Raw genomic sequence first — 21,786 nt, forward strand, 5'->3', positions numbered from 1 at the left:
ATTGAGAAGTTTCACGTCCGAAGCTGTTCTTTTTCATTCTGACCTGAGGACACCGTCAGGTCTTTAAGGGGTCGGCAAGTAATAGCTGCCATCTCCTGGGGCAGTTCGGGCATGAAATGGCGGTGGCACTATCCGGTCGCCTGAGGCAATGTCCGTCCAAACAGACACCCAGTGAAGGATCTGGACCGGGGGTACGCCCCCCGGTTCCTGAGACGACCCTGAAATAGCGACACCGAAACTTGGAGCACCCGCAATGGCAACCACCGGCAAGCAACTGTTCACCACGCTGGATCCAGACGGCACGCTCACCGTGGCGATCGAAGAGGTGAGCGTCCCGGAACCGACAGGCAACCAGGTGCTTGTGAAAATGGAAGCGGCGCCGATCAACCCGTCGGATCTTGCGATCTTGGTTGGCGCAGCAGACCTAGAGAACGCCAGCTATTCGCCGGGGAAGTTCGTCGCGACCGTGCCGGAGCCGTTCAATATTGGCTCGAAAGCGCGTCACGGTTTGAAACTGCCTGCGGGCAACGAAGGCGCTGGCACGGTTGTCGCCGCCGGTGACGGTGACGCGGCAAAAGTGTTGGTCGGACAGCGCGTCGCTTGTGTTCCGGGCAATGCTTACAGCCAATACTGTATCGCCGACGCGTCCGCGTGCTTGCCCTTGGGCGATCACTCGGCCGAGGACGGGGCCAGCGCGTTCGTCAATCCGATGACCGCCCTGGGGTTCGTCGAGAACGCCAAGATGGACGATCAGGACGCGATACTGCACACGGTCGGGGCCTCCAACCTCGGCCAGATGCTGACGCGCATCTGCAAGGAGGATGGCATCGGTTTGGTCAACATCGTTCGGAAGGATAGTCAGGCCGAGCTTCTCCGGGAGATCGGGTCCACCCATGCCGTCAATTCTTCGAATGACGATTTCATGGACCAACTCCGGTCGGCGATCGCGGACACCGGCGCCTTCTACGGCTTCGATCCTATCGGTGGCGGCAAATCGGTCGACACGGCATTCAAGGCGATGGAGCAGGTCGCGGTGAGCCGCATGTCCGAATACTCGCGTTACGGTTCCAACCAGCAGAAGCGGATGTTCATCTACGGGCGCTTGGACACCGGCATGACGATGTTGTCTCCGAGTTACGGCTTCGGCTGGACCCTTTCGGGCTGGCTCCTGTTCCCCTTTCTCCAGTCGGCCGGACGGGAAACAGTCAGCCGCATGCGCAAGCGCGTGCTCGACACACTCACGACCACCTTTGCCAGCCACTACAAGACGCGCGTCAACCTCGACGAGATGCTGACAAAGGAAGCGGTAACGGACTATCGCGCGATGAAAACGGGTGAGAAATACCTCGTCACGCCTTGGGCGTGATGATGTGAGCAGGGGCCGATGACACCGCGTAGTGTGTCATCGGCTCGTCAGTCCCTAGTATTCGGTGGAAAACGCGAAGGTCCGCTTCGGACCGATCCTGCTGTCTCTTTGTTGCCCATCAGCGCACGTCGACCTACGATCGCAGCATGAAGCACTTGATCGCCTCCGTCCTGTTTTTTCTGCCTGTCTCAGCCGAAGCACAATCTCTGCACGTCCGCGATGCTGACACTATCGTAGTCGACGGCACACCAGTGCGCTTAAACGGTGTGGACGCGCCCGAACTGAACAGTCGGGCTGGTCAGGATGCCAAGCGGTGGATGCTCAATTTTCTCCGCGGACGTTCGGTGAACTGCGAGTTGAATGGTGACCGCACGCACGACCGATGGGTCGGGATCTGCTACGCGGATGGGCAGGATATTGGTGCGGCCGTCATCGCTGCGGGGCATGCCTTGGATTGTCAGCGCTATTCTGGTGGGCGCTACAGGCACCTAGAAACTCCAGCCGCAAAGTCGCGGCTACGGCGCGCCTCATACTGCCGTTCAAAGTAAGCCGTTTTGGGGACTTTGCCTCTACTGAGCAACTCGGACCAAAGACGCGTCGTGTAAGGTCACGGTTGCTACAGCAATTGGAGGACCCGACAGTGACCGAAATCACCAACCTCAAAGACAATTATCCTGAACTGGCGAGGCGGATCGCGTCTTGCCGCTTTCGAGATCGCGCCATCGTTGAGGAGTTGCCGTTTAGAGAAAGCGCCTACTTCGAGCGCCTTCTTGAAGGCCGACATATCGGGATCTATCGACCTCATGCGCGGGTTTGCACTTGGACGGCGCGCTACCTGACCGCTGACAAGCGATACCTGCAACAAAGTCTTGGTCCCGCCTTGATCGGGACGGACCATCAGGCCTCCTTCGACAATGCGATCGCTGCCGCCTTGGATTGGTTTCAGTCAGCCGATGTGAGCGCCCACGCGTCACGCCCGCGCCGACGACATCGGACGACAAGCGTCAGTATCTGCCCGATCGGAAACGCCTATTCCGTCGGCCATGCACTTCGCGATTACACGGAATGGACCAAATTGGCGCGAACTCCGGGGGGCCACTACAATACCCTCTCGGCGATCAACCATCACTTGGTGCCAAATCTAGCCCATATCCCCTTGGAAGAGTTTAACGCCAAGCACCTGCGATTGCTTGCAACCAAGGTCTTGGAGGAACCTCCTAGACATGGCTTCTCGCACTATCGCGAACGGATGCGACCAGAGGAGTTGTCGGCTGATGATCTTCGAAAGCGGAAGCGGACGTTCAATTCGCTGGTCACCATTCTCAAGATGGCCTTCCGTCAAGCTTGGGAAAACGGCGAAATCGAAACTGAGAGGCCCTGGCGGTGCCTGAAACGAGTGCCGGTTATCCATTCTCCGCGGCGGATCTTTCTAGACCGTACCGAATGCCAAAGGCTGCTCGAGAACTGCACGCCAGCTCTCCAACGACTGGTTCTCGCGGCTCTCTACTCTGGATGTCGGGTCGGAGAACTGGCCAACCTTCGTGTGGAGGACGTTGGTTTCCAAGGGTATGGGATCAGAGTTTCTGAGTTCAAACGCAGTCCGGCCCGTTTCGTGTTTCTGCCGGACGAAGGAATGGCGTTCTTCCTGGACTGTTGCCGTGGCAAGGCGCCGCGCGATCGCGTTCTGCTCTCGGACCGAGAAAAAGTTTGGAGGCGCCAGCACACACCCTTGTTCCGTCGTGCCGTAACACAAGCGAAACTTCCGCCGGGGTTCGTGTTCCACGGGCTGCGCCACACTTACGCAAGTGAACTGGTTCGCAAGGGTGTTTCCCTTGAAGTCGTCGCCAAACAATTGGGACATGCCGATACCAGGACCGTAGCTCAGACATATGGGCATCTATCAGATTGCGTGCGGGAGAACGAAGTCCGGCGAAATTTTCCGTCCATGGGTCCTGACCATGCATCGCTGGCGGGCAAAATGGCCGCTGATCTGTCGTGCGTTTGGAGTGCGGCGCACGCTCATGGTCGGTTTGCAAACACCAACACTGAATATCGAAACACGACGCCGCTTCAAAGCAGCCACCGTGCTAGTGCAGAAGTTCTGGAGGTGTTTTCCGAAGCCGAAAAGCACATGACCTAGGATGGCGCACGGTCGAAATCCCCCTGCAGGACACTGACCAGCGTTTCGTGACCTGATTGCCAAAACGCTCGACGGCTGTGAGAAACATTCGCCGTTCTTTACACTTCGCTAACGATTTCAATCTAGGCTGTCGAGAGGCGCAACAGGACAGCATGATGACTGAAACCGAATTGGCAGAAGAACTGGAAAAACTGCTCTTGGAATACGTGGAACGTTATGGGGTCACAGACGCCGTGAGGGATTTCTATGCGAGGCGCTCAAAGCAAGCCGCTGCGCGAGGGGAGGACACGGAGCGGCCAGAGCAGAACCAGCCCTAGCGGTTGCGCGCATCTTGAATCTCCGCCGTGCATCGTTTGAAGGGTTGCTTCAGGCACGACCTGCCCGACCGCGACGGGGGTTTGAGCTGAAAACGAAATTCTGGACCATATTGGCCCGAAACTGCCCGCCAGACCTGCCGCGGACCGCCCTGCGCCCCGTGCCACTCCAAATATGCACTGTGGATCGTTAGTGATCATTTAGTCGCGGACTACATCTCTAGTCTTATCAGCAGATTGCGGACGTTCGACACATGCCAACGCCCACCCCGTCTAGTCAGGATCCCTCGACGGTTCATTTCTCCAGCAACATCCCGAAGCGCAGTTTTTCCCTCAGAGCGTATGTCCGCAACGATCTCCGCCAAGCTCTCGGAATAGCGGTCTGCATTGGCTGACACAGCGGCCCGAAGCGCCGTACCGCCCTTCCCTGCCCTCCTAAGCGCAGCGGCCCCGTTGGGATTGCCAAGCTTCACGCCGCGGGCCTTGGCCGCTGCGAGAGCCTCTTTGGTCCGTAGGCTGATTGCCTCGCGCTCCTGCTGGGCAATCAGCGCCATGATCCCGATCGTCAGGTCGTTGGCCTCGGGCATGTCAACGGCTAGGAAGCGGACCCCGCTGTCCCTTAGGGTCAGCAGAAAGGCAGCATTCCGGCTCAACCGGTCCAGCTTCGCGATCACCAATGTCGCCCCGGTCAGCCTGGCCATGCTCAACGCCTTCTCCAATTCTGGGCGGTCGTTCTTCCGCCCGCTCTCGACTTCCACGAAGCGTTCCAAGACTTCAGCGCGCTTTGACGCGGCAAAGTCGTCGATCGCCTTGCGCTGCGCTTCCAGGCCGAGACCAGAGCGGCCCTGCCTAGTGGTAGAGACCCGTTCATAGGTGACTAGCCGAAGAGTTGGGGCAGTCTCGCTGACCATGTACACACCTGCCTAACGTTGGTTGCGCAGATGTGTACGATAGCCGTCGGCTCATTGGAACGCTCAAAGGCGCTCGTCGAGCTGGTAAGTTATTGTGCGGTCTTGCTTTTGCGGCTCAGCAGCCCGGCGGGCGTGATCGTGGAGCGGACGCTTGACCAGGTTGCCGTCGTCGTCCCTGCTAACCGCCACGAGCTCGATCCGGGTCACGGGCTCATGCGCCGCGTCGGTTCCCACGTCGAGCCGCGACCGTGCGGCCGGGGTCAGCCCTAGCTCGGCCATGTAGCGCCCCATCAGTTCTAACTGTTTGTTGGCGATGCTGATCCAGGGCGATTGCTGGATATAGCCGGATGGCGCCTTGATGAGCTTTGGGGTCTCCTGGAGTTTCTGCACCGCATCTGCCCAGAGGCTGTAGGACTGGCAGTATGCGGCCAGAGCAGCCCGGTCTGCCGTAGTCACGATCCCGGCTTCGAACAGTGGCCGCACAAGCCGACGCCATTCCTTCCGAGCCACATGGTCCAGATGATCCGGACAGCGCGGAATTCCACCCTTTTGGAGGTTCGGCGCCACCGTAGCACGCGGTTTGGGCCCCCGGATCGCCATCAGCCGGACTCGCTCGGTACCGAAATAGGGGATTGGCCAGGGTCGCGGTCCTCGACCCCTATCCGGTTTTGGCGATCGGCGATTGTATCCAGCAGTTTACCAAGCGCGTCGCGACCGCCAGTCTCAACATTGCCAGCATGATCGGCACCGACAGTTTCCCGCCAACCGGCCTGGGTCTTGAGATAGAAGATTGACGAGGTGGTGTCGCCTGCCCGGGCTCGCTGAAGCAACCCGTGCGCGACATGTGCGATAGCCTTTGCCTTTCCCCTTTTATAACGCGCGCGAACTTCTTCATCTCGGTCACAGATAGCCCGAAAGGTCGTGCGGCTTATACCGAAGTAGTCGGCGATCTGTTCCTGGCTCAGGAGCGCGGCCAAAGTCTCCACTTCCACGATCTGCGCCTCGGAAAGAGTGATTGGTGGCCGTCCCATGATTAACCTCCGATCCTCGCGAAGAGCCGCCGTACCGCGTAGCTGCGCAGGACCGACAGCAGCGTGAACACTGACCCTATCCCCAGAGACTGCGGAACCGTGACCGCCAGCCCCATCACTGGAAACAGGACAATTTGCAGGAGCACGGCAAGGCTGAACCCGATGATCAGGTTGGCCAGGGACTCGATGGCAGACATCAACCGGCTCTGGCGATCGGGAGGCGCTTGGTCAGTCACCGAGAAACTCCCATGCCGGATCGTCTCTCTGAAGCGTGTGTGCCCCTGACACGGACAGCCGCGAGCGGGCAGACGGGGTCAGGCCCAACTCTGCCATGTACTTGGCCATCAACTCCGCCTGCTTGTTGCTGATCGTCACCCAGGGCGAGACCTGAATGTAGCCGGACGGCATTTTCAGGAGCGGCGGTGTCTCCGCCAGCTTGCGTTCGGCCTCCACCCATTTGCCATAGGCCTGGCAATAGACGGCCAGCGCAACGCGGTCAATCCGCGTCAACAGCCCGACGTTCTCCATCTCTTCGGCGATGCGTTTCCACTCGGCCTTGGCGGTTGGTGAGAGATGCGATGGACATGTAGGACGGGAGCGGGTCGGCTTTGGCTCGTCATGGTTGATGGGGCGACCGCCGGGGTTGCCTTCAAGGAGCTTCAGTGCCGTTGGCTTGGGCTTGCGGCCGCGCATAGCACTACGTCCTCCCCTGGACATTACAGCAGGAGACCTCAGGGCAGCCCCCGAGTTGGTCGATCAAAACAGGAAGCATCTGCGGCTCTAAGCTACGGAATTGGCGTAAGAACCGCCCGAACGGGGCGTTGGATACCCCCTTGCCAATTTCGCGGAGGTGAATAATTGCCTCCCCGCGCCGGTCCCGAGGCGAAAGGTGCCGAAGAAATGACGCCCCCCGGGGGTCGACTGACGCCCCGATCATTGCCCTGCCCTCTCGCCTGCCACGGCCTCGAACGATTGCCCCGTTCCCTCCAGCGTCGCCTTCTCCCCCGCGTAAGCCTGCCATCTTTGTACGGCGACATCGACATAAGCCGGATCGAGTTCCATGGCATAGCAGACCCGCGATGTAGCCTCTGCCGCGATGATCGTCGTCCCTGATCCCGAGAAGGGCTCGTAGACCGCCTGCCCAGGGCTGGAGTTATTGAGGATCGGCCGCCGCATGCATTCCACCGGCTTCTGCGTCCCATGCACGGTTTGGGCATCCTGATCACGGCTTGGAATGGACCACAGGGTCGACTGCTTGCGATCTCCGCTCCAGTGTCCCTTGCCTTTGACGGCATACCAACAGGGCTCATGCGCCCAGTGATAATGCCCGCGCGACAGGACATGCCGGTCTTTGGCCCAGATGATCTGCGCGCGGATGTCGAAACCACATGCTTCCAGGCTCTCTGCCACCGTCGACGCATGCAGAGCGCCGTGCCAGACGTAGGCCACGTCGCCGGGAAACAGCGCCCAGGCCTCCTGCCAGTCGGCTCGGTCATCATTCATCACCTTCCCGGTACGCTTGGTTTCAGAGGCCCCTGCCCGGTTGCGCCAATCGGGATCGTAGTTCACGCCATATGGCGGATCTGAGCAAAGCAGGTGCGGCTTCACGCCATTCAGCAGGCGAGAGACGGCCGTGGCATCAGTGGCATCTCCGCAGAGCAGACGATGCGCGCCCAAGCACCAGAGGTCGCCGGTCTGAGAGACGGGGTTGGCCGGTGGGTCCGGCGTCGCCTCTTCACGCTCGTCGCCAAGGTCATGCGAAAGCAACTCGTCCAGTTCCTTGCCGTCAAACCCGAGATCCCCGAGGTCGACCCCGAGGTCACTCAGATCACCGAGTTCCAGAGACAGCAATTCGCGGTCCCAGCCCGCCTGCTCTGCCAGCTTGTTGTCCGCCAGGATGTAGGCTCGCTTCTGTGCCTCCGAGAGATGCGCGAGTTCCACCACCGGAACGACATCGAGCCCGAGTTTCCGGGCTGCCATGACCCGACCGTGTCCGGCGATAATGCCGTTCTCTCCGTCCACCAGCACCGGGTTGTTGAAACCGAACTCCCGGATCGACGCCGCGATCTGTGCGACCTGGGCGTCACTGTGGGTCCGCGCATTCTGTGCGTAGGGGATCAGTTGATCTACCCGCTGCTGCCGGATGGCAACGGCACCGCGTAATTCGTCTGCTTCTGGCCCGAATGGCTGGCTCATACCCCCGCCTCGAAATACGGCGCGCTCCTGGCGCCATTGTTCGAAGTATATCGGACCCCATAAACCAATGTAATATCGACATTTAATGACAATTCGCGACAGGGGCCGTCAAAGTGGCCTCGATCTAGCACAAGACCTTAGCCCGAGTTTCGATAGGCTTCGTGCAAGTAGGAGCAGCAGGTCAAACTGGATGACAGCTACTTCCGCAAAGTCGCAGTAAGTACAGGAGCGGCGAATGGCAGGTTTGAGCCCAGACTCACCGATGCTGCGGGGCGCGCGAATGTCGGCTTTCGTCCGGCGCGTCGCACCATGATGGAGTTAGTCAGCTTCCACCAAGTCACTCCGGGCATCGCGGATGATCATCCACGACGAATGCAGGAAAAGCCCCGCGATCGCGAACGCGACGATCAGGTCGGGCCATGCACTGCCAAGCCACGCGACCAGCCCGGCGGCGATGACCACGGCGAGGTTGCCGATGGCGTCGTTGCGAGAGAACAGCCAGACGGCTCGCATATTGGCATCACCCTTGCGGTGCTTTAGCAGCGGCAGCACCGCGAGGATGTTTACGATCAGCGCACCTACCGCGAAGGCTCCCATCAACCCGGCTTCTGGCGTGGTCTGGTTGAGGACACGCCAGAGCGTGCTGCCGACAACGCCAAGGCCCAGAAGGCCCAGAAACACGCCTTGGATCATCGCCGACCGCGCCCGCCATGTCAGGCTCCAGCCGATGGCGAGCAGGCCCAGAAACGTGATCGCACCATCGCCCAGAAAATCGAGCGCGTCTGCCTTCAGCGCCTGCGAACCGGACAGGAACCCGCCGAACATTTCGACCACGCCGTATCCGAGATTGAGCGCGACCACGATCCAGAGCGCGCGGCGATAGCTCGGGTCCTTGTAGGCCGGATCGGACGATGTATCGCCGTCCTCGATCTTCTCGAAACCGTAGCCGGTCGCGTCGAGCGCGGGCCGCACTTTCGGCAGATCGCCGTCCGCGATCCGCAATGTCATGATGTGGGTGGCGGCGGACACTTTCACGTCGCCTTCGGCCACGCCCGCAGACCGGGCCGCGCGCTCGATCTCGGCGGCATCTTTCGCGCAGTCCATGCCTTGCACCCGCATTCGGATCGGGGAGGAGGCTGTCGCCAACTTGCTGTTATCGGGCTGGCTCATGTGCGATCCTTTTTGTGGTGGCGGGCGAAAAGGTACGCTGCTAACGTATCAGTGGATAATGATATGACAGCGCAAAACATTCAAGACGATCTTTCGGCACCCGATACACTGGAACTGCGGGCAAAGCTCTTCCGGGGCCTAAGCGATCCCAGCCGTCTGACGATCCTCGATGCGCTGGTGTCGGACGAACGCAACGTGCAGGAAATCGTCGGGCATACGGGTTTGGGTCAGCCCAACGTCTCGAACCATCTGCGCTGTCTGCTGGAATGCGGGCTGGTCAGTCGCCGCAGCAAAGGCCGCTTCGTTCGGTATCGTCTGGCGGACAGGCGGGTCGCCGATCTCATCCGTGATGCAGATCAGCTACTTGCCTCGACAGCCAACGGAGTTGATGCCTGCCAAAGCTATACGGACTAACCGGCGCGACCTGCTGCAATGTCCTATCGGTGCGCCAAACCTGAAGCAGCCATCTGCGCATCCGCAGCGAATGCACCCTTTGTCCGCACTGCTGAGCTCGGGGCCCTGTACTATGCTGCGCGATGCCATGAACGTCCGGTCTGGTGAAGCTGCACCGCGGCGATCGGCCAGGGACTGAACGGCGGGTCAGGACCGTTGGTGTAGACCATGTCCAGGCCAAGAGCGTATGATGCCGCAAAGCGGAGAACGGCAGAAAAGAGCCCAATTTGCCGAATTCTGCGCAACGTTCGAATGACCGCTTTAGGGTTGGCCAGCTCGGATTGCTGACCAAACCAAGCTTTGAAATCAGGTGATCACATTGTGTTGAGGGCCGTAAGGAAAGCCAGTAATGTTCTCGTTTCCGTCTTCGGTAATGATCAGGATATCGTGTTCGCGGTATCCCCCTGCGCCGGGTTGGCCTTCGGGAATTGTCAACATCGGCTCCATTGAGATGACCATGCCGGGCTCCAGAACCGTGTCGATATCCTCCCGCAATTCAAGCCCTGCCTCGCGGCCATAGTAGTGGCTAAGAATACCGAATGAATGACCGTAGCCGAAGGTGCGGTATTGCAACAGATCGCGCTCGGCAAAGAAGTCGTTGATCGCGTGAGTGACCTCAGCGCAAGACGCACCGGGCTTGAGCAGGCTCATGCCGTATTCATGGGCCGCGACATTCGCCTCCCATACCTTCAGGCTGGCGTCGTCTACTGTTTCAACAAAAAGGGTGCGCTCAAGCGCCGTGTAGTAGCCCGAGATCATCGGGAAGGTGTTGAGGCTGAGGACATCACCGCGCTGCAACGCACGCCCCGTGACCGAGTTATGCGCCCCGTCCGTGTTGATCCCCGACTGGAACCAGACCCAGGTGTCGCGGTATTCGGCATTTGGAAAGCGCCGCGCGATCTCAAGCTCCATCGCATCGCGACCGGCCATGGCCACGTCGATCTCGCGCACGCCAGCCTTGATCGCATCACGGATCGCATAGCCGCCCACATCGGCCACCGCCGCGCCCGAACGGATCAGTTCAAGCTCCGCCGGAGACTTGTGGAAGCGTTGGGTCATTGTGGCCGGGGCTATGTCGACCGCGTTAGACGGAGCAAGAAATTCATCCAGAAGCGCCTTCTGCGCGATGGAGATATGGTCGCCTTCGAACCCGATCACTTTGCCCGAACCGGTTACAGAAAGGATAGCACGCCAATAGTTGTTCCGCTGCCAATCGGTGTAGGTGATGTTGTCGCCATAGCACCGCCGCCAAGGCTGCGCCGCATCGATCCCTGCGCTGAAAGTGACGGTCTCCGTTGCGGTGACGACCTGCGCGTAGGGCCGCCCAAACGCGCAATAGAGAAAGCCAGAATAGTAGGCCACGTTGTGCATGGAGGTCAGTACAACGGCATCAATGCCTTTGTCTGCCATGATGGCGCGCAACCCAGCCAGTCGCGCCTCGTATTCGGCATCAGTGAAAGGTAGCACCTTATCACCCTGGTGGAAACGATAGAAATCGGGGCGCGGTCCCGTAGTTGCGAAATTGGAAATTCCGTCCATCAGTTCACTCCTGTTCAGGCCGATTGGTCGGATCGGGAGTGCGCCTTATCGCTCAGGTCATCCCTCACCGCCAAAAAACGGCAAAGCAAGCTCCCGGCGTTCAGGATGGTTAGATTGAGATGTCCGAAGTCGGATCGTCGGTGGCGACGCCATCGCCTATCTCAGCAGCGCGTATAGCGCGCACAGGCAGATTGAATCAATAGTCTTGAGTGAGAGCCGACGTTTACTAAACGTGCCTTGGTGTCCGCTTCGTCCGCCAAGCGGACCTTGGCCTGCTCAGCAGAGAACGTCCGCTTGCCGCCCATCGCGATCAGGTCAGCTACCGGCCTACAGCTGGCGTCGGTGGTCCGTGCGGCGAACGACAGGATCGAGCCCAGAGTGCCGGATGCTGCGCAATAAGCAAACGGCGGTTCTAGTAGCAATCCCCCCTGATCACCCATGAATCCAAAGTCTTGAATAAGTAGAATGAACCTGAGTCACCGAAAGACATTTTGCCCTTAAACGTCGAGTCGACTTGAAAGAGAAATTGCGCATCTTTGGGCCAGTCAGAACCCTGAATCCATGTTGGCCAACCTCCAACTTTGACCGGATACCTACTGCGCAGTTCAAAATATCTGTCAGACCAGTATTTGCTCTTAGAAAACCAATCATCTGCATTCGCTTGCGCAACATTTGTGGGGACTTCATCTACCATGTCTTGCCAGACTGGTTGTTCAAGAATCCTTTCACGCCAGAATATTGGAAAGGTTGGTAGGTCAGAGCTTTCCCTGTAACCGAACCCAAGAGGAACAAGGTTCTCAAAGTCGGTGTACGCCCGAACAAGAAACCCGTTCCCGTTTTCCGCTCCCCAGAAAGAGGAAGATTGCAGGTCCATCCAGATATTAATGAGTGCAAATCCTTCAAAGGCGGGCGGAATCTCTGGCAACTCATCAACACGAATTTGCAATACAGGGTGCATTATTTTACCCGACTGGTTGCAAATAGGTACGTCTTCACCCGGGGCACCTAGAAAATTACCACCCCACCAACTCGCAGCTCGGTTTTCCTGTTGGGGTTTGCCTCCACCGATCTCACCGAAAATTGCAGGCTTCGCCAGTTCGTCTAACCTAAGCATCGCACGATTCATTTCTTTCGACGTGGGTTCGATGACCCTTGGACGAACGACTTTCGGATCGGAAGCTGGTCGGGAGAATAGTGCTTTTATGAGATTAATAATCTGCATAGCATCGTTTCATCGTTTCTTCCCTTCGAACGTATATGCACAGATGGTGAAACGATAGCCATCATTCGAGCGTTCATCATGAACGGCTGCTTTGTCCGCAAAGCAGACCTTGGAATAAACCAATACGATCCTAGACATTAGGCGACCAATCCAAGCGTTCGCCCAACGTGGTTTCCAGCCAACGTCGGGAGGTGTCCCCCCCTCCATCTATCCACAGCGCAGTCTGCCACGACCGCCCCCGTCCAACCCGTTTGTAACGCGCCGATTTAAGGGACAAACCCCTATAAGTATATATAGGGAAATGTCCCTTGAATCCGCTCCGCTCGAACACCTTCTTCGTCTGCTCAGCGTTTTCAAAGAGATCTGGATGCAATACGACCGCGTCCGCCGGACTGTCCACCGCCATACCATCCAGCATCATGCGTTGTAGGATATCCGGCCGCTCGCTGTCCCAGGTCACCAGGCGGTCGTGCACCAGCGGCAGAGCAACATCCGCCAGCAGGTGCACGTCCAACGGGTTCGCGGCCGTGCGGTTGATACCCCTGCCCCGCCCGATGGCCTGGATCACCTCGTCATCCGAGATGGCTGCCCGGAAAACTGCGGCCTCGTCATCCTCATGCTCAATTATGGACACACTCCGGACCGATCCGTCTCGCATCCGGATGCCGTCTCGTTGATGGACGTAGCCTCCCTTCGGCACATGGCCTGAGAATGCCGCGCAAAGCGGCCCAAGAGCGTCCTGGTCCGCAAGCGGCCGACCTATCACGATGAGCGCCGCGACGTCACCGAAGCTGTCCAGTCCGGCCAGCGCGTTGAAGTGCAGCGTCTCAACTCCAGGCAGCACTGCAAAGTGCTCCTCGATGGCCTTGTAAGTCACCACCAGGACGCGCCCGGGCGCGTACCGCAATACCTGCCAGCGGACGTAGTCAATACAGGCGGACAAGTTTTTCGAGCGTCGTCGTTGCTCCTCGGCGGACATCCTCGGGTCCGGAACGATTGCCGACTTTCCGAACCGGCCGGAAACATGAGCAATGCGCATGTGCGGAGCCCGGGCGTCGATTTCGTGGATCGCGATCCCCGGAAGCAGCTTGCCGACGATCTCCGGGCGGAGCGTCGCATCGAGATGCAGGATCGGTTTGTCCCGGAAATTCGGATGGACCCTGGCGAGGCGGGTCAGGCGGATCGGTCGGGTCATCGTCGCGGTGTCGACCGATCCCACGACCACACGACCGTCGCAATCCTTGCCGCTATCGAGAAGGTCGCCAAGGGCGCGCCACATCAACACGGACACTCGGATCCCGGCATTGGCATGCGCCTGTAAAAGTGCCCTGCGACGGGCTTCGCCGAAGAGACCAGGGCCAAGCCCGGGATCGCGCAAGCGCCGCTCCTCCAGGCCAGCCATGATGCGACACTCCTCCGCCGAAAGGCCTACGCGGGCCAAGTTCGTGGCCGTGACCGGACCTGGGTCCGCCAGTGCCGCTCGGAGCCTTGTCCGGAAAACCTGACGGTCGGCTTCCAGCGCGGCATTCCGGTTGCGGTCCATGCCAGTCCCGAGGTTGTCGACATGACCGGATGCAAGCCCCTCGACCGTGCCGACCGTGTCTGTCGAGACCGCACGGGCCCAGAAGCCCTCATCGATCACGATCGCGCCGATGGAGGCGGCCTCGATCGGCAAACCGGTAAAGAGCGCATCATAGGGCGCGACGACCACATCCGCGTCTGACACCTCCGAGCGGTTCCTCTGCTTTAGACACCCGTTGAAATGCCGACACCGATCCTCGCCGCGGGAGCACACGGCCCCCTGCGGCTCCAGACCCGCTGCCAACGCCGCCTTGACGGCGTCCAGATCGCGGCACATCGGTTGTTTCAGGATCGGATGCTGACGCTCGTAGCCCCGTAGCACGGCAACGGTAGTGTCATCGCCCTGCCAGGCTTCGGCGGCCTCTTCGGCAAGGCGATGCGATGGCGTAAAAACCAGAATACGGGAAGGCCTCTCGCTGGCTGTCAAATCGTGTCGCAATCGGAGGAGATGCTCCCGGCTCATGCGGCTCTTGCCGAGGCCGACGACGGCACGGATGCCGATGCGGGGGGCTGGGCCGACAGGTGTTTCATGCCACTTGAGGACGTCCTTGCAAAATGACTTGAGAACGGCCGCAAGATCGCCCCTCGCCTCGATCACGCCCCGTTCCGGCTCGATGAATGCCGTGTCGATGGCCTCTTCGTCGCGCGGCGGGAGCCGATCCTCCGCGTGTAGCCGCAACTTGTCACGAACCTTCCTCAGGGCATCGGTATCTGTCCAACACCGGGCACTATCCTTGGCGCCGCGCGAGAGATCGGTCGTGGCCGTGAAGCGGTCCCAAACGGCGCTGGTCAGGCATCCGACTTCCAGACCGCCCCCCGCCTCGAGCGCGTCGTGCACGGCATGGAAGGCGATGGTGGAGAGCCAGGCGTCGCGGCCATCGACGACCAGGCCGTCTTCGTTGCGGACCGGGCGTGAGTGGCCGCCCTGACCGCCGCGCCGTCGTGCTGCAGTCGTTCCCCCTGTTCGCGGCAGCATGGCATGCGCCTCCGCGAGAAACGCGTGGAGATCGGCCTCTGTCACCGCGGGCAAGTCCTCCAGCGGCACTTCCAACGGCGAAGGGCCGAGCGGCCAATGGTACCCCTGCCCCGTGTCAGGATGCAGACCGTAGGCGACGAACTGCTGCCCAACACTCAGGACTTCCAGAGAGGGTATTTGTAGCTTGGAGAAGGCCTCAGTCGCCCTGTAGAGCAGCAACCGCTTTGGCCAGCGCCCGACGCGCAAGGGCGCGTCACCAAGGCGTTGGACAGCCAGCCTGTGCAGCTGGTGCGCGAGGTCCGGGTCGAGGACGTCGATATCGAGCCCGCAGCAGGACCCGGTGCGAATGCCGACACCATGTTCGGGATACGCGTTGGCCCAGGCGTCAACCTGCGCCGTGTCGATCCGTAATTTGGTCCAACGGGACGGTGCCGGCCTCTTCTGGCCCGGGATGATCGGGAGCGGTTCGTAACCGTTGTCCAACAGACGCTCCGCGATCTCGTGATAGGTCGGAAATCCAGCGCCTGCGGGGCGGCCGTTGGCCACCCTCGCGTCTGTCTCATTGTCAGGTGGAGCCTCTAGCGGGTGCTCCACCACCTGGGCCTATCCGCCGGACGGTCGGTTCAAACCGGCGTTCTCGAAAGCCAGAACATCTTCGGCGCGGTAGACGACCCGCCCGCAAAGGCGCAACCAGCACGGCCCCTTGCCTTCTGCCCGCCAGCGTTCCAGCGACCGAACGCTGACGCGCCAACGCCGGGAGAGTTCGCGCTGCGTCATATGACGGTCGCCCAAGCAATCCATCGTCATGTCGCTGCCTCCATGCTGGCGGGCACTACCTGACGGCGAAAAACCGAAAAGAGCGGCGTACCATCCTCAGCGAGCTGCGCGTAGCAGACCTGGTGGTCGTGATCGCGGTCAATCACCAGCGCGAGATCCCAGAGGCGGTAGAGCCCCGGGACCCGGTTGAACTTGTCATCTTCCTGCATGACCTGCTCCGTTGCTCCCACGGACCATCCATGGGCTACAAAGCAAAAGCCGCTGCCGCTGTTAGAATGGGACAAACCCACCATCAGTCGAGATCCATCAGCGTTCTCAGTTTGGCCAAGCTGCGCTGGTGACGTTTCCTGGCGGCGTCGTGGGACAACCCGAGAACCTGGGCCACGTCCTTCTGGCTGAAGCCCAGCACTTCCACTGCGAATACAATGGAGCCGTCCTGCCCCAACTCACGACAAAGATCGGAATGGAGTTCTCGGCCGTCATCTGACGGCGGAGCGGCCAGTACATCGTCCAATACGAGGTCGGTTTCACAAACCTTGTCCGGGCGACGCCACTCGGCCTGGATGTCCCGCCGCGTGTCCCGCTCGACATTCCGGATCACCGTGGCGGCAATGCGTTTGACGCGATCCAGGTTAAGATTGAGGAGTTGGTTGGTGGCACGCTCGATCAGATCTGTGGCGAGCAGCTCCGGATCATGGCGGTAGTACCGTTGCAGACGCCCGTAGACGGCATCCAATCCCGGCCAAAGGGCCAGCAACAGCACGGTCGTCGCCACATCGGGATGATCGTTCTGACTTTGGACGACGAGACTGCGCAGAATCTCGTTCTTTCCGTCGTAATCACCGTCCCTTTGCATGTGGGCGAGCAGAGCCGGAGGATCGCAGAAAGGGGACAGCATAGAACCGTTTCCGATCATCTGTCTGTATTGGGTTTCGAATGAACGACGGTTCGCCGCCCGGAGTAGTTGTGCATGAAGCGCGTGCCATTGGGCTCGCATGAGACGCCTGCCTTAGGGCCGGGCGTCGGGCGCCTCATCATGGCCAGGTCAGGGCGTCGCGCGCCTCTCGATACAAATGGAAAAGCGACCGGCCCGAAGACCGATCGCGTAAGGGTTTAGCTGTGCAGGGTGTTGAGCTTACCGCAGCAGCGGCAGACCGAGGTCACTGGCGTCGCCACAGTGTATTGGTGACCACGCGCGAAGTGAATGTGGAGATATCCCTGCGACTTCTTGCCCAGCAACTTGAAGCATTTGCTGCAGCGCCAGTCGTCGCTGGAGGCTATAACGTTAGGGTTGGCAGTCTTGGCGGACATATGTCGGCTCCTTTCGGTTGATGCCGACCTTGTCCGTGAGATTTCCGTGGAGTGTCTTGGGTCCTACTGTGGAGGAACCGTGGAGATTAACCTTTCAATCTCCAGTGTCGGGGCGCGTCTGCTTTCTCGACGTATTCAGCGAATACAAGTTCCCGCATCTTTCCAGTGAAGACTTTTTTCGGGGTGTCAACGTTCAGTCCCTCCACCAAAACTTTGGAATGAACGTTTCCCATTCCAGAATTGTAGGCGGCTGCAAGCCGTTCGAAAAAGATCATCTGCGGCGTTGAACCCAACTGTAAGGCGGTCTTCCCAGGCATGATGAAAGCGCCATTATGATCGCTGGCACGGACAACCGTTGCCATTTGGCAGTTTGCGACCAACGTGCTTTTGTCATGGAAACGGCCCAGCAGCGCAGCTTTGTCCAGCCCCCGCTTGTCGTCCGATTCAGCCCATACCGTTGCCAATCGGACTGCTACATTCGGGCCGACATACCAAGGTGAAAAATCCGAACCGTGGACTACGATCCCAGCCCCCGCCCCATGATGCGCCCGGAGTTTGACATCATGGCTCGAAAACACTTTTGCCTCACCAAGCCGTCGCGCGAGGAAGACAGGAATGCGTCGGTCATTTTCCCTAAACTCACCCAATCTAAAAAGGTTCTTGTCGATCTGTTCGAAGGAGCGGCGATTGAGGATTGCACCGAGCCCTTCGACGATCTGATCAATCAAACGATCCTCGTTAATCGCAAACCAGGTGTAATCCTGAGCAGGCCTTAGCAATCGTTGGCGGGAGACCGGGTCAACGAATTCGACTGTTTCGCCGGATCCTTCTTCGATGTCCAATTCGATGACGGCGTCATCCTCGTCCATCAGTGTTGTTGGCTGACGGGATTTACAGGTGATAAGGCCAGCGTCTTGGAGCGCGGTTACATTCAGCCCCATCCGGTCAAGTTGAAGTCCAGACACCTTCGGCTCGCCGAATTCGAAGAGTCTCACCATTCCATCAAGCAGTTCGACCGCCTTCTGCGGTGTCATCAGCTTCACTTGGCGGATCATCCCCCAGTGTTCCAGCAGCTTCAAACCGAGATCCCGGATTTCGGGATCGGGATGGGATTGGATGTTTGTGCCATTCGTCCCCCGGACCAAGATGTCGATCCGCTTCGATTTAAATGCGTCATCTGGTTGGAACTCGACGGCGATGCGCACTTTGTTGAAGGATTCAAAATTCCGAATGCCAGCAGCTAGGTTCAGGCACCGATCCGCCACCGCGCTGATATCGTCCTCCTGCGCGACTGAAAGGTTGAGGCGCCGTCGGTAGTCTCCGAGCAGCAGCTCGAATTCCGTCACGACCGCAGACTGAACTTCACCGCCCTCTACATTTGGGAGATCGAGCAGAAAGCTTTCCGCGAACCGTCCGAGGTCAAAGATTTTCTCAGAAAGGGGATGGGTGGTCACATTGCGGCCAAACACCGCCTCAGCAAATGCATTGGCCGAAATGTGCCGGACACTGAACCGTTTGCCACAAACCTCAAGGATTTGTTGGGATGGCGTGTATATCAAAGTGATTTCGTTCTCAGGTCTGTAGTAGATGGATCGCCGCATCCCTTGCCGGTGCTCGTAGACCGCGGTTAGTGCATCGCCGCGGCGACTGATAATCATGACCGAAGCAGGATGACGGGCAGTTGGCTCCAGGTCGAAGATCGACAAGTCTGGCGTTTCCGGCATATCCAGCTTTGCTTTCAGAGCATTGGCAAGACGCTGTGGTTCTATGCCCGCCGCGTCAATGGTGGCCGTTTCGTCTCCGAGTGAGAACAAGGAGTGGACATTGCCCTTGTTGCGGTCTCTTCGCGCATAATGAAAACTGAGGCCGTTCTGGAAAAGCGAGGGTCGCTCCAAGTAGGTCCAGACGCTCCGGCAAAACTCATCTTTCTGTGCATCGAATTCGCAGACGGTATCGGGTGTTCCGGTTTGACGAACGATGCTGTCGAGTGAACTTGGCCCGCGCTTCTGGGATAGCTCTGTGATTTTGGTGCTTTCCTGTTCAACAACATCGCGGATTTCCTTGTGAAATCCTGAAAGGCAATCAAGTGGCAGTCGCGATTGCATTTCCTCGTCCGTTGCATTCTCGAACTGCGAGGGTTCCGCAGTGGGAATATCTTCGAGAAGGGTCTTGATGAAGCGTGACGCAATGAATGCGGGGGTAGCTTCAAGCAAAGCCCGAGTGTTTCGTCCAATGGACGATTTGGGTCTGGCCATTCATGATCTCCTGCTTGAGGTCACAGAAGTGTGAACTGACTAATATGATTACAAGGCTGTCCCATTAAATTAATTTGGTCGGCATTTATTCGGCATGAACCCTTTGAGCCCATTCCACATGTCCGCTACCGAGCGCCGGGCAGAACTCTGCCGCATCCTCGCGCTCGGCCTGCTCCGCCTGAAGCAGAGAAATTCCGAACAATCCGAACCGGTTGACGTATCTCCCCTACACAACTCGGACGCCCCGAGCAGTACTGCACCTTCCCAACGGAGGTCCGCATGACAAACCCTGATCCCATCCCTGCCCGCCTGGCCGCGCTGAAAACCACCCCGACGCCGAACCTGAAACAGCAATGGCGCGAGTTTTTCGACACCGAGCCGCCACCGTTCAACCGCCGCTATCTCGAAAGCCGCCTTGCCTACCGCATTCAGGAATTGGCCTATGGTGGGTTGAAGCCCGAGACGATCCGGCGTCTGGAGAAGTTGGGCGAAGAGCTGGACGGCGGCGACAAGACGAAACGCAGCAAGCGCGCCAACCTCGATCGCCCGATCACCGGCACGCGGCTGCTGCGCGAGTGGCAAGGCGTCGAGCACGTCGTCACCGTGACCGCCGACGGTTTCGAATGGCAGGGTCGCCCTTACAAGTCGCTGTCGGCCATTGCCCGCGCCATCACTGGTACACGCTGGAACGGCTGGGTGTTCTTCGGGCTTAAGAACCATCGGAGGCGCGCATGACTAAACCGGTCGTCCGCAAGCTGCGTTGCGCGGTATATACCCGCAAGTCCTCCGAGGAAGGGTTGAAGCAGGAGTTCAACTCGCTTCATGCACAGCGGGAGGCCTGCGAGGCATACATCGCTAGCCAGCGCTCAGAGGGATGGGTCTTGGTCCGCGATCAATATGATGACGGCGGCATCTCGGGCGGCACGCTGGAGCGCCCCGGACTACAACAGCTGATGGTGGACATTGAAGATGGGCTCGTCGACGTCGTCGTGGTCTACAAGATCGACCGCCTCAGCCGTTCGCTAGCCGATTTCGCAAAACTGGTTGAGGTATTCGATCGCAATGACGTGACATTCGTGTCTGTCACGCAGTCCTTCAACACCACCACGTCCATGGGGCGGCTGACGCTCAACATCCTGCTCAGCTTCGCCCAGTTTGAGCGCGAGGTGACCGCCGAACGTATCCGGGACAAGATCGCAGCGTCGCGTCGCAAAGGGATCTGGATGGGTGGCGTGCCGCCCTTTGGATACCGGGTCGAAAATCGAAAACTACTGATCGATGACGAGAGGGCGGACCATGCCCGTTGGTTGTTCTCCCGCTTCATTGAAGTCGGGTCCGGGACGGTCCTGGCAAAGGAAGCAGCAGAGCAAGGTATCCTGAACCGCTCCGGCAGGCCAATCGACAAGAAAGCGATCTACCGGATGCTGAACAACAGGACATACCTCGGCGAAGCGCCATTCAAAGGCGAAAGCTACCCAGGCGAACATGAGGCGATCATCGATCAGAAGACATGGAACCAAGTACACTCCATCCTGCAGGAGAGCCCCCGCAAGCGCGCCGCCCGCACACGGGCCGACACGCCTGCACTTTTGAAGGGCTTGCTCTTCGGCCCAGACGGGGCCGCCTTCTCGCCGACCCACACGCGAAAGGGTCGCAAACTCTATCGCTACTATGTCAGCCAGACAGTACTGAAGCACGGCGCCGGTGCCTGCCCGATCGGCCGCGTGCCCGCTGGAGAGATCGAAGCGGCAGTCATCGACCATCTACGCGTCGTGTTCCGCCAGCCCGAGATCGTGGCCGGAACGTGGAAAGCCACACAGGACCACGGCGACCAAATCAGCGAAGCCGACGCCCTTGAGGCCCTGCGGCAACTCGATCCACTGTGGGACGAACTCTTCCCTGCGGAGCAGACGCGCATCATGGCGCTGCTGGTCGAGCGCGTGGACATCGGCACGGAGGGGCTCAACGTGCGCCTCCGCGTCGACGGACTTAGCGGCCTTGCCCTCGAGGTGCTGGCTGGCGGCATCGAGGCGGCGGCATGACCCACGGAACGTCGATCCCGGACACCGTGACGCTGCATATACCATTCCACGTCGTGAAGCGCGGCGGGCGAAAGGAGATGCAACTTCCAGAGGGCGCTCCCCGACTGCGCCGGACCGACAGCACTCTCGTCAAGGCGCTCGCGCGAGCGTTCCGGTGGAAGCGCATGTTGGACTCGGGTGAGTTCGCCACCATAGCAGAACTGGCGGAACACGAGGGGATTGCGTCCTCGTACATGACACGCGTCCTGCGTCTGACCCTGCTCGCGCCCGAGATCGTTGAGGCGATCCTAGACGGGCAACAGGGGCGGGAAGTGACGCTGGTGAGGGTGCTGGAGCCTTTTCCAGTTGAGTGGGGGAAACAACAGTTTTCGAAGAAAGAAACAACGTGAACGGCCCTCAGCTGCCGTTGGCCGTTTCACGATTAGCTACTCCGCAGCTTCACTGAAGCTGACATCTAGGGCCGCGCGTAGGACGGCCATCCAAGCCATGGCCAACCAATCCT

20 protein-coding genes are annotated in these 21,786 nt (G+C 59.5%); 7 read left to right on the forward strand and 13 right to left on the reverse strand.

Annotated features, from left to right (window positions below; all coding sequences use genetic code 11):
* Positions 1–253: 253 nt before the first annotated feature.
* The 3 genes from ACFC2Y_RS03690 to ACFC2Y_RS03700 all read left to right on the forward strand — a co-directional run bounded on the left by ACFC2Y_RS03690 (position 254) and on the right by ACFC2Y_RS03700 (position 3,506).
* Positions 254–1,366, forward strand: coding sequence for a zinc-binding dehydrogenase (locus ACFC2Y_RS03690; RefSeq protein WP_375173699.1), 1,113 nt, complete (start codon positions 254–256; stop codon positions 1,364–1,366).
* 146 nt (positions 1,367–1,512) lie between these two features.
* Positions 1,513–1,914: a thermonuclease family protein gene (locus tag ACFC2Y_RS03695; protein WP_375173700.1), complete on the forward strand. Its 402-nt coding sequence runs from the start codon at positions 1,513–1,515 to the stop codon at positions 1,912–1,914.
* A 92-nt stretch (positions 1,915–2,006) separates the two neighbouring features.
* Entirely contained in the window at positions 2,007–3,506 is a 1,500-nt protein-coding gene (locus ACFC2Y_RS03700; RefSeq protein WP_375173701.1) for a tyrosine-type recombinase/integrase, read from the forward strand.
* Between the two features lie 526 nt (positions 3,507–4,032).
* Here ACFC2Y_RS03700 and ACFC2Y_RS03705 read toward each other — a convergent pair.
* The 7 genes from ACFC2Y_RS03705 to ACFC2Y_RS03735 all read right to left on the reverse strand — a co-directional run bounded on the left by ACFC2Y_RS03705 (position 4,033) and on the right by ACFC2Y_RS03735 (position 9,128).
* Positions 4,033–4,731 carry a recombinase family protein gene (locus ACFC2Y_RS03705; protein ID WP_375173702.1) on the reverse strand — a complete coding sequence of 233 codons (699 nt, stop codon included), beginning with the start codon at positions 4,729–4,731 and terminating at the stop codon, positions 4,033–4,035.
* Between the two features lie 63 nt (positions 4,732–4,794).
* Complete coding sequence (locus ACFC2Y_RS03710; protein WP_375173703.1) at positions 4,795–5,331, reverse strand: phage terminase small subunit P27 family; 537 nt, start codon at positions 5,329–5,331, stop codon at positions 4,795–4,797.
* Positions 5,331–5,762 carry a hypothetical protein gene (locus ACFC2Y_RS03715; RefSeq protein WP_375173704.1) on the reverse strand — a complete coding sequence of 144 codons (432 nt, stop codon included), beginning with the start codon at positions 5,760–5,762 and terminating at the stop codon, positions 5,331–5,333. The genes ACFC2Y_RS03710 and ACFC2Y_RS03715 overlap by 1 nt, the downstream gene beginning before the upstream one ends.
* A gap of 2 nt (positions 5,763–5,764) precedes the next feature.
* Positions 5,765–5,959: a hypothetical protein gene (locus ACFC2Y_RS03720; protein ID WP_375173705.1), complete on the reverse strand. Its 195-nt coding sequence runs from the start codon at positions 5,957–5,959 to the stop codon at positions 5,765–5,767.
* Positions 5,960–5,990: 31 nt separating this feature from the next.
* On the reverse strand, positions 5,991–6,455 hold the full coding sequence (locus ACFC2Y_RS03725) for a phage terminase small subunit P27 family (RefSeq protein WP_375173706.1): 465 nt from the start codon (positions 6,453–6,455) through the stop codon (positions 5,991–5,993).
* 240 nt (positions 6,456–6,695) lie between these two features.
* A complete protein-coding gene (locus tag ACFC2Y_RS03730) occupies positions 6,696–7,958 on the reverse strand; it encodes a site-specific DNA-methyltransferase (protein ID WP_375173707.1) in 1,263 nt (420 codons plus the stop codon).
* Between the two features lie 318 nt (positions 7,959–8,276).
* Positions 8,277–9,128, reverse strand: a complete 852-nt coding sequence (locus ACFC2Y_RS03735; RefSeq protein WP_007803328.1) for a cation diffusion facilitator family transporter — start codon at positions 9,126–9,128, stop codon at positions 8,277–8,279.
* 63 nt (positions 9,129–9,191) lie between these two features.
* On the opposite strand from ACFC2Y_RS03735, the gene ACFC2Y_RS03740 reads away from it, so the two are divergent.
* Complete coding sequence (locus ACFC2Y_RS03740; protein ID WP_007803330.1) at positions 9,192–9,542, forward strand: helix-turn-helix transcriptional regulator; 351 nt, start codon at positions 9,192–9,194, stop codon at positions 9,540–9,542.
* 345 nt (positions 9,543–9,887) lie between these two features.
* Here ACFC2Y_RS03740 and ACFC2Y_RS03745 read toward each other — a convergent pair whose 3' ends face one another.
* The 6 genes from ACFC2Y_RS03745 to ACFC2Y_RS03770 form a co-directional block, all read right to left on the reverse strand.
* Positions 9,888–11,120 (reverse strand): aminopeptidase P family protein, encoded by a 1,233-nt coding sequence (locus ACFC2Y_RS03745; RefSeq protein ID WP_375173708.1) that lies wholly within the window; start codon positions 11,118–11,120, stop codon positions 9,888–9,890.
* A 412-nt stretch (positions 11,121–11,532) separates the two neighbouring features.
* The gene (locus ACFC2Y_RS03750; RefSeq protein WP_375186103.1) at positions 11,533–12,342 is read right to left on the reverse strand and encodes a DUF1963 domain-containing protein; all 810 of its coding nucleotides are present in this window, start codon (positions 12,340–12,342) and stop codon (positions 11,533–11,535) included.
* Between the two features lie 130 nt (positions 12,343–12,472).
* Positions 12,473–15,382 (reverse strand): bifunctional DNA primase/polymerase, encoded by a 2,910-nt coding sequence (locus tag ACFC2Y_RS03755; protein ID WP_375175390.1) that lies wholly within the window; start codon positions 15,380–15,382, stop codon positions 12,473–12,475.
* A gap of 320 nt (positions 15,383–15,702) precedes the next feature.
* Positions 15,703–15,885: a hypothetical protein gene (locus tag ACFC2Y_RS03760; protein WP_375175389.1), complete on the reverse strand. Its 183-nt coding sequence runs from the start codon at positions 15,883–15,885 to the stop codon at positions 15,703–15,705.
* Between the two features lie 83 nt (positions 15,886–15,968).
* The gene (locus ACFC2Y_RS03765; RefSeq protein WP_375175388.1) at positions 15,969–16,574 is read right to left on the reverse strand and encodes a sigma-70 family RNA polymerase sigma factor; all 606 of its coding nucleotides are present in this window, start codon (positions 16,572–16,574) and stop codon (positions 15,969–15,971) included.
* 499 nt (positions 16,575–17,073) lie between these two features.
* Positions 17,074–19,242, reverse strand: a complete 2,169-nt coding sequence (locus tag ACFC2Y_RS03770; protein WP_375175387.1) for a hypothetical protein — start codon at positions 19,240–19,242, stop codon at positions 17,074–17,076.
* 279 nt (positions 19,243–19,521) lie between these two features.
* Here ACFC2Y_RS03770 and ACFC2Y_RS03775 point away from each other — a divergent pair, with 279 nt between their 5' ends.
* From ACFC2Y_RS03775 to ACFC2Y_RS03785, 3 genes are read left to right on the forward strand one after another with little or no spacing between them, the layout of a single operon-like run.
* Positions 19,522–19,977 carry a DUF2924 domain-containing protein gene (locus ACFC2Y_RS03775; RefSeq protein ID WP_375175386.1) on the forward strand — a complete coding sequence of 152 codons (456 nt, stop codon included), beginning with the start codon at positions 19,522–19,524 and terminating at the stop codon, positions 19,975–19,977.
* Entirely contained in the window at positions 19,974–21,284 is a 1,311-nt protein-coding gene (locus tag ACFC2Y_RS03780) for a recombinase family protein (RefSeq protein WP_375175385.1), read from the forward strand. The genes ACFC2Y_RS03775 and ACFC2Y_RS03780 overlap by 4 nt, the downstream gene beginning before the upstream one ends.
* On the forward strand, positions 21,281–21,673 hold the full coding sequence (locus tag ACFC2Y_RS03785) for a hypothetical protein (protein WP_375175384.1): 393 nt from the start codon (positions 21,281–21,283) through the stop codon (positions 21,671–21,673). The genes ACFC2Y_RS03780 and ACFC2Y_RS03785 overlap by 4 nt, the downstream gene beginning before the upstream one ends.
* Positions 21,674–21,786: the final 113 nt, after the last annotated feature.

The organism is Pseudooceanicola sp. (assembly GCF_041987405.1).
GTDB lineage: Bacteria > Pseudomonadota > Alphaproteobacteria > Rhodobacterales > Rhodobacteraceae > Pseudooceanicola.

Excerpts from the sequence above, each read along its gene's own strand:
- ACFC2Y_RS03730 (WP_375173707.1), bottom strand. The coding sequence starts at position 7,958 with ATGAGCCAGCCATTCGGGCCAGAAGCAGACGAATTACGCGGTGCCGTT.
- ACFC2Y_RS03775 (WP_375175386.1), top strand. The coding sequence starts at position 19,522 with ATGACAAACCCTGATCCCATCCCTGCCCGCCTGGCCGCGCTGAAAACC.
- ACFC2Y_RS03735 (WP_007803328.1), bottom strand. The coding sequence starts at position 9,128 with ATGAGCCAGCCCGATAACAGCAAGTTGGCGACAGCCTCCTCCCCGATC.
- ACFC2Y_RS03765 (WP_375175388.1), bottom strand. The coding sequence starts at position 16,574 with ATGCTGTCCCCTTTCTGCGATCCTCCGGCTCTGCTCGCCCACATGCAA.
- ACFC2Y_RS03715 (WP_375173704.1), bottom strand. The coding sequence starts at position 5,762 with ATGGGACGGCCACCAATCACTCTTTCCGAGGCGCAGATCGTGGAAGTG.
- ACFC2Y_RS03745 (WP_375173708.1), bottom strand. The coding sequence starts at position 11,120 with ATGGACGGAATTTCCAATTTCGCAACTACGGGACCGCGCCCCGATTTC.
- ACFC2Y_RS03705 (WP_375173702.1), bottom strand. The coding sequence starts at position 4,731 with ATGGTCAGCGAGACTGCCCCAACTCTTCGGCTAGTCACCTATGAACGG.
- ACFC2Y_RS03780 (WP_375175385.1), top strand. The coding sequence starts at position 19,974 with ATGACTAAACCGGTCGTCCGCAAGCTGCGTTGCGCGGTATATACCCGC.
- ACFC2Y_RS03690 (WP_375173699.1), top strand. The coding sequence starts at position 254 with ATGGCAACCACCGGCAAGCAACTGTTCACCACGCTGGATCCAGACGGC.
- ACFC2Y_RS03740 (WP_007803330.1), top strand. The coding sequence starts at position 9,192 with ATGACAGCGCAAAACATTCAAGACGATCTTTCGGCACCCGATACACTG.
- ACFC2Y_RS03750 (WP_375186103.1), bottom strand. The coding sequence starts at position 12,342 with ATGCAGATTATTAATCTCATAAAAGCACTATTCTCCCGACCAGCTTCC.
- ACFC2Y_RS03725 (WP_375173706.1), bottom strand. The coding sequence starts at position 6,455 with ATGCGCGGCCGCAAGCCCAAGCCAACGGCACTGAAGCTCCTTGAAGGC.
- ACFC2Y_RS03785 (WP_375175384.1), top strand. The coding sequence starts at position 21,281 with ATGACCCACGGAACGTCGATCCCGGACACCGTGACGCTGCATATACCA.
- ACFC2Y_RS03720 (WP_375173705.1), bottom strand. The coding sequence starts at position 5,959 with ATGTCTGCCATCGAGTCCCTGGCCAACCTGATCATCGGGTTCAGCCTT.
- ACFC2Y_RS03710 (WP_375173703.1), bottom strand. The coding sequence starts at position 5,331 with ATGGCGATCCGGGGGCCCAAACCGCGTGCTACGGTGGCGCCGAACCTC.
- ACFC2Y_RS03695 (WP_375173700.1), top strand. The coding sequence starts at position 1,513 with ATGAAGCACTTGATCGCCTCCGTCCTGTTTTTTCTGCCTGTCTCAGCC.
- ACFC2Y_RS03770 (WP_375175387.1), bottom strand. The coding sequence starts at position 19,242 with ATGGCCAGACCCAAATCGTCCATTGGACGAAACACTCGGGCTTTGCTT.
- ACFC2Y_RS03760 (WP_375175389.1), bottom strand. The coding sequence starts at position 15,885 with ATGCAGGAAGATGACAAGTTCAACCGGGTCCCGGGGCTCTACCGCCTC.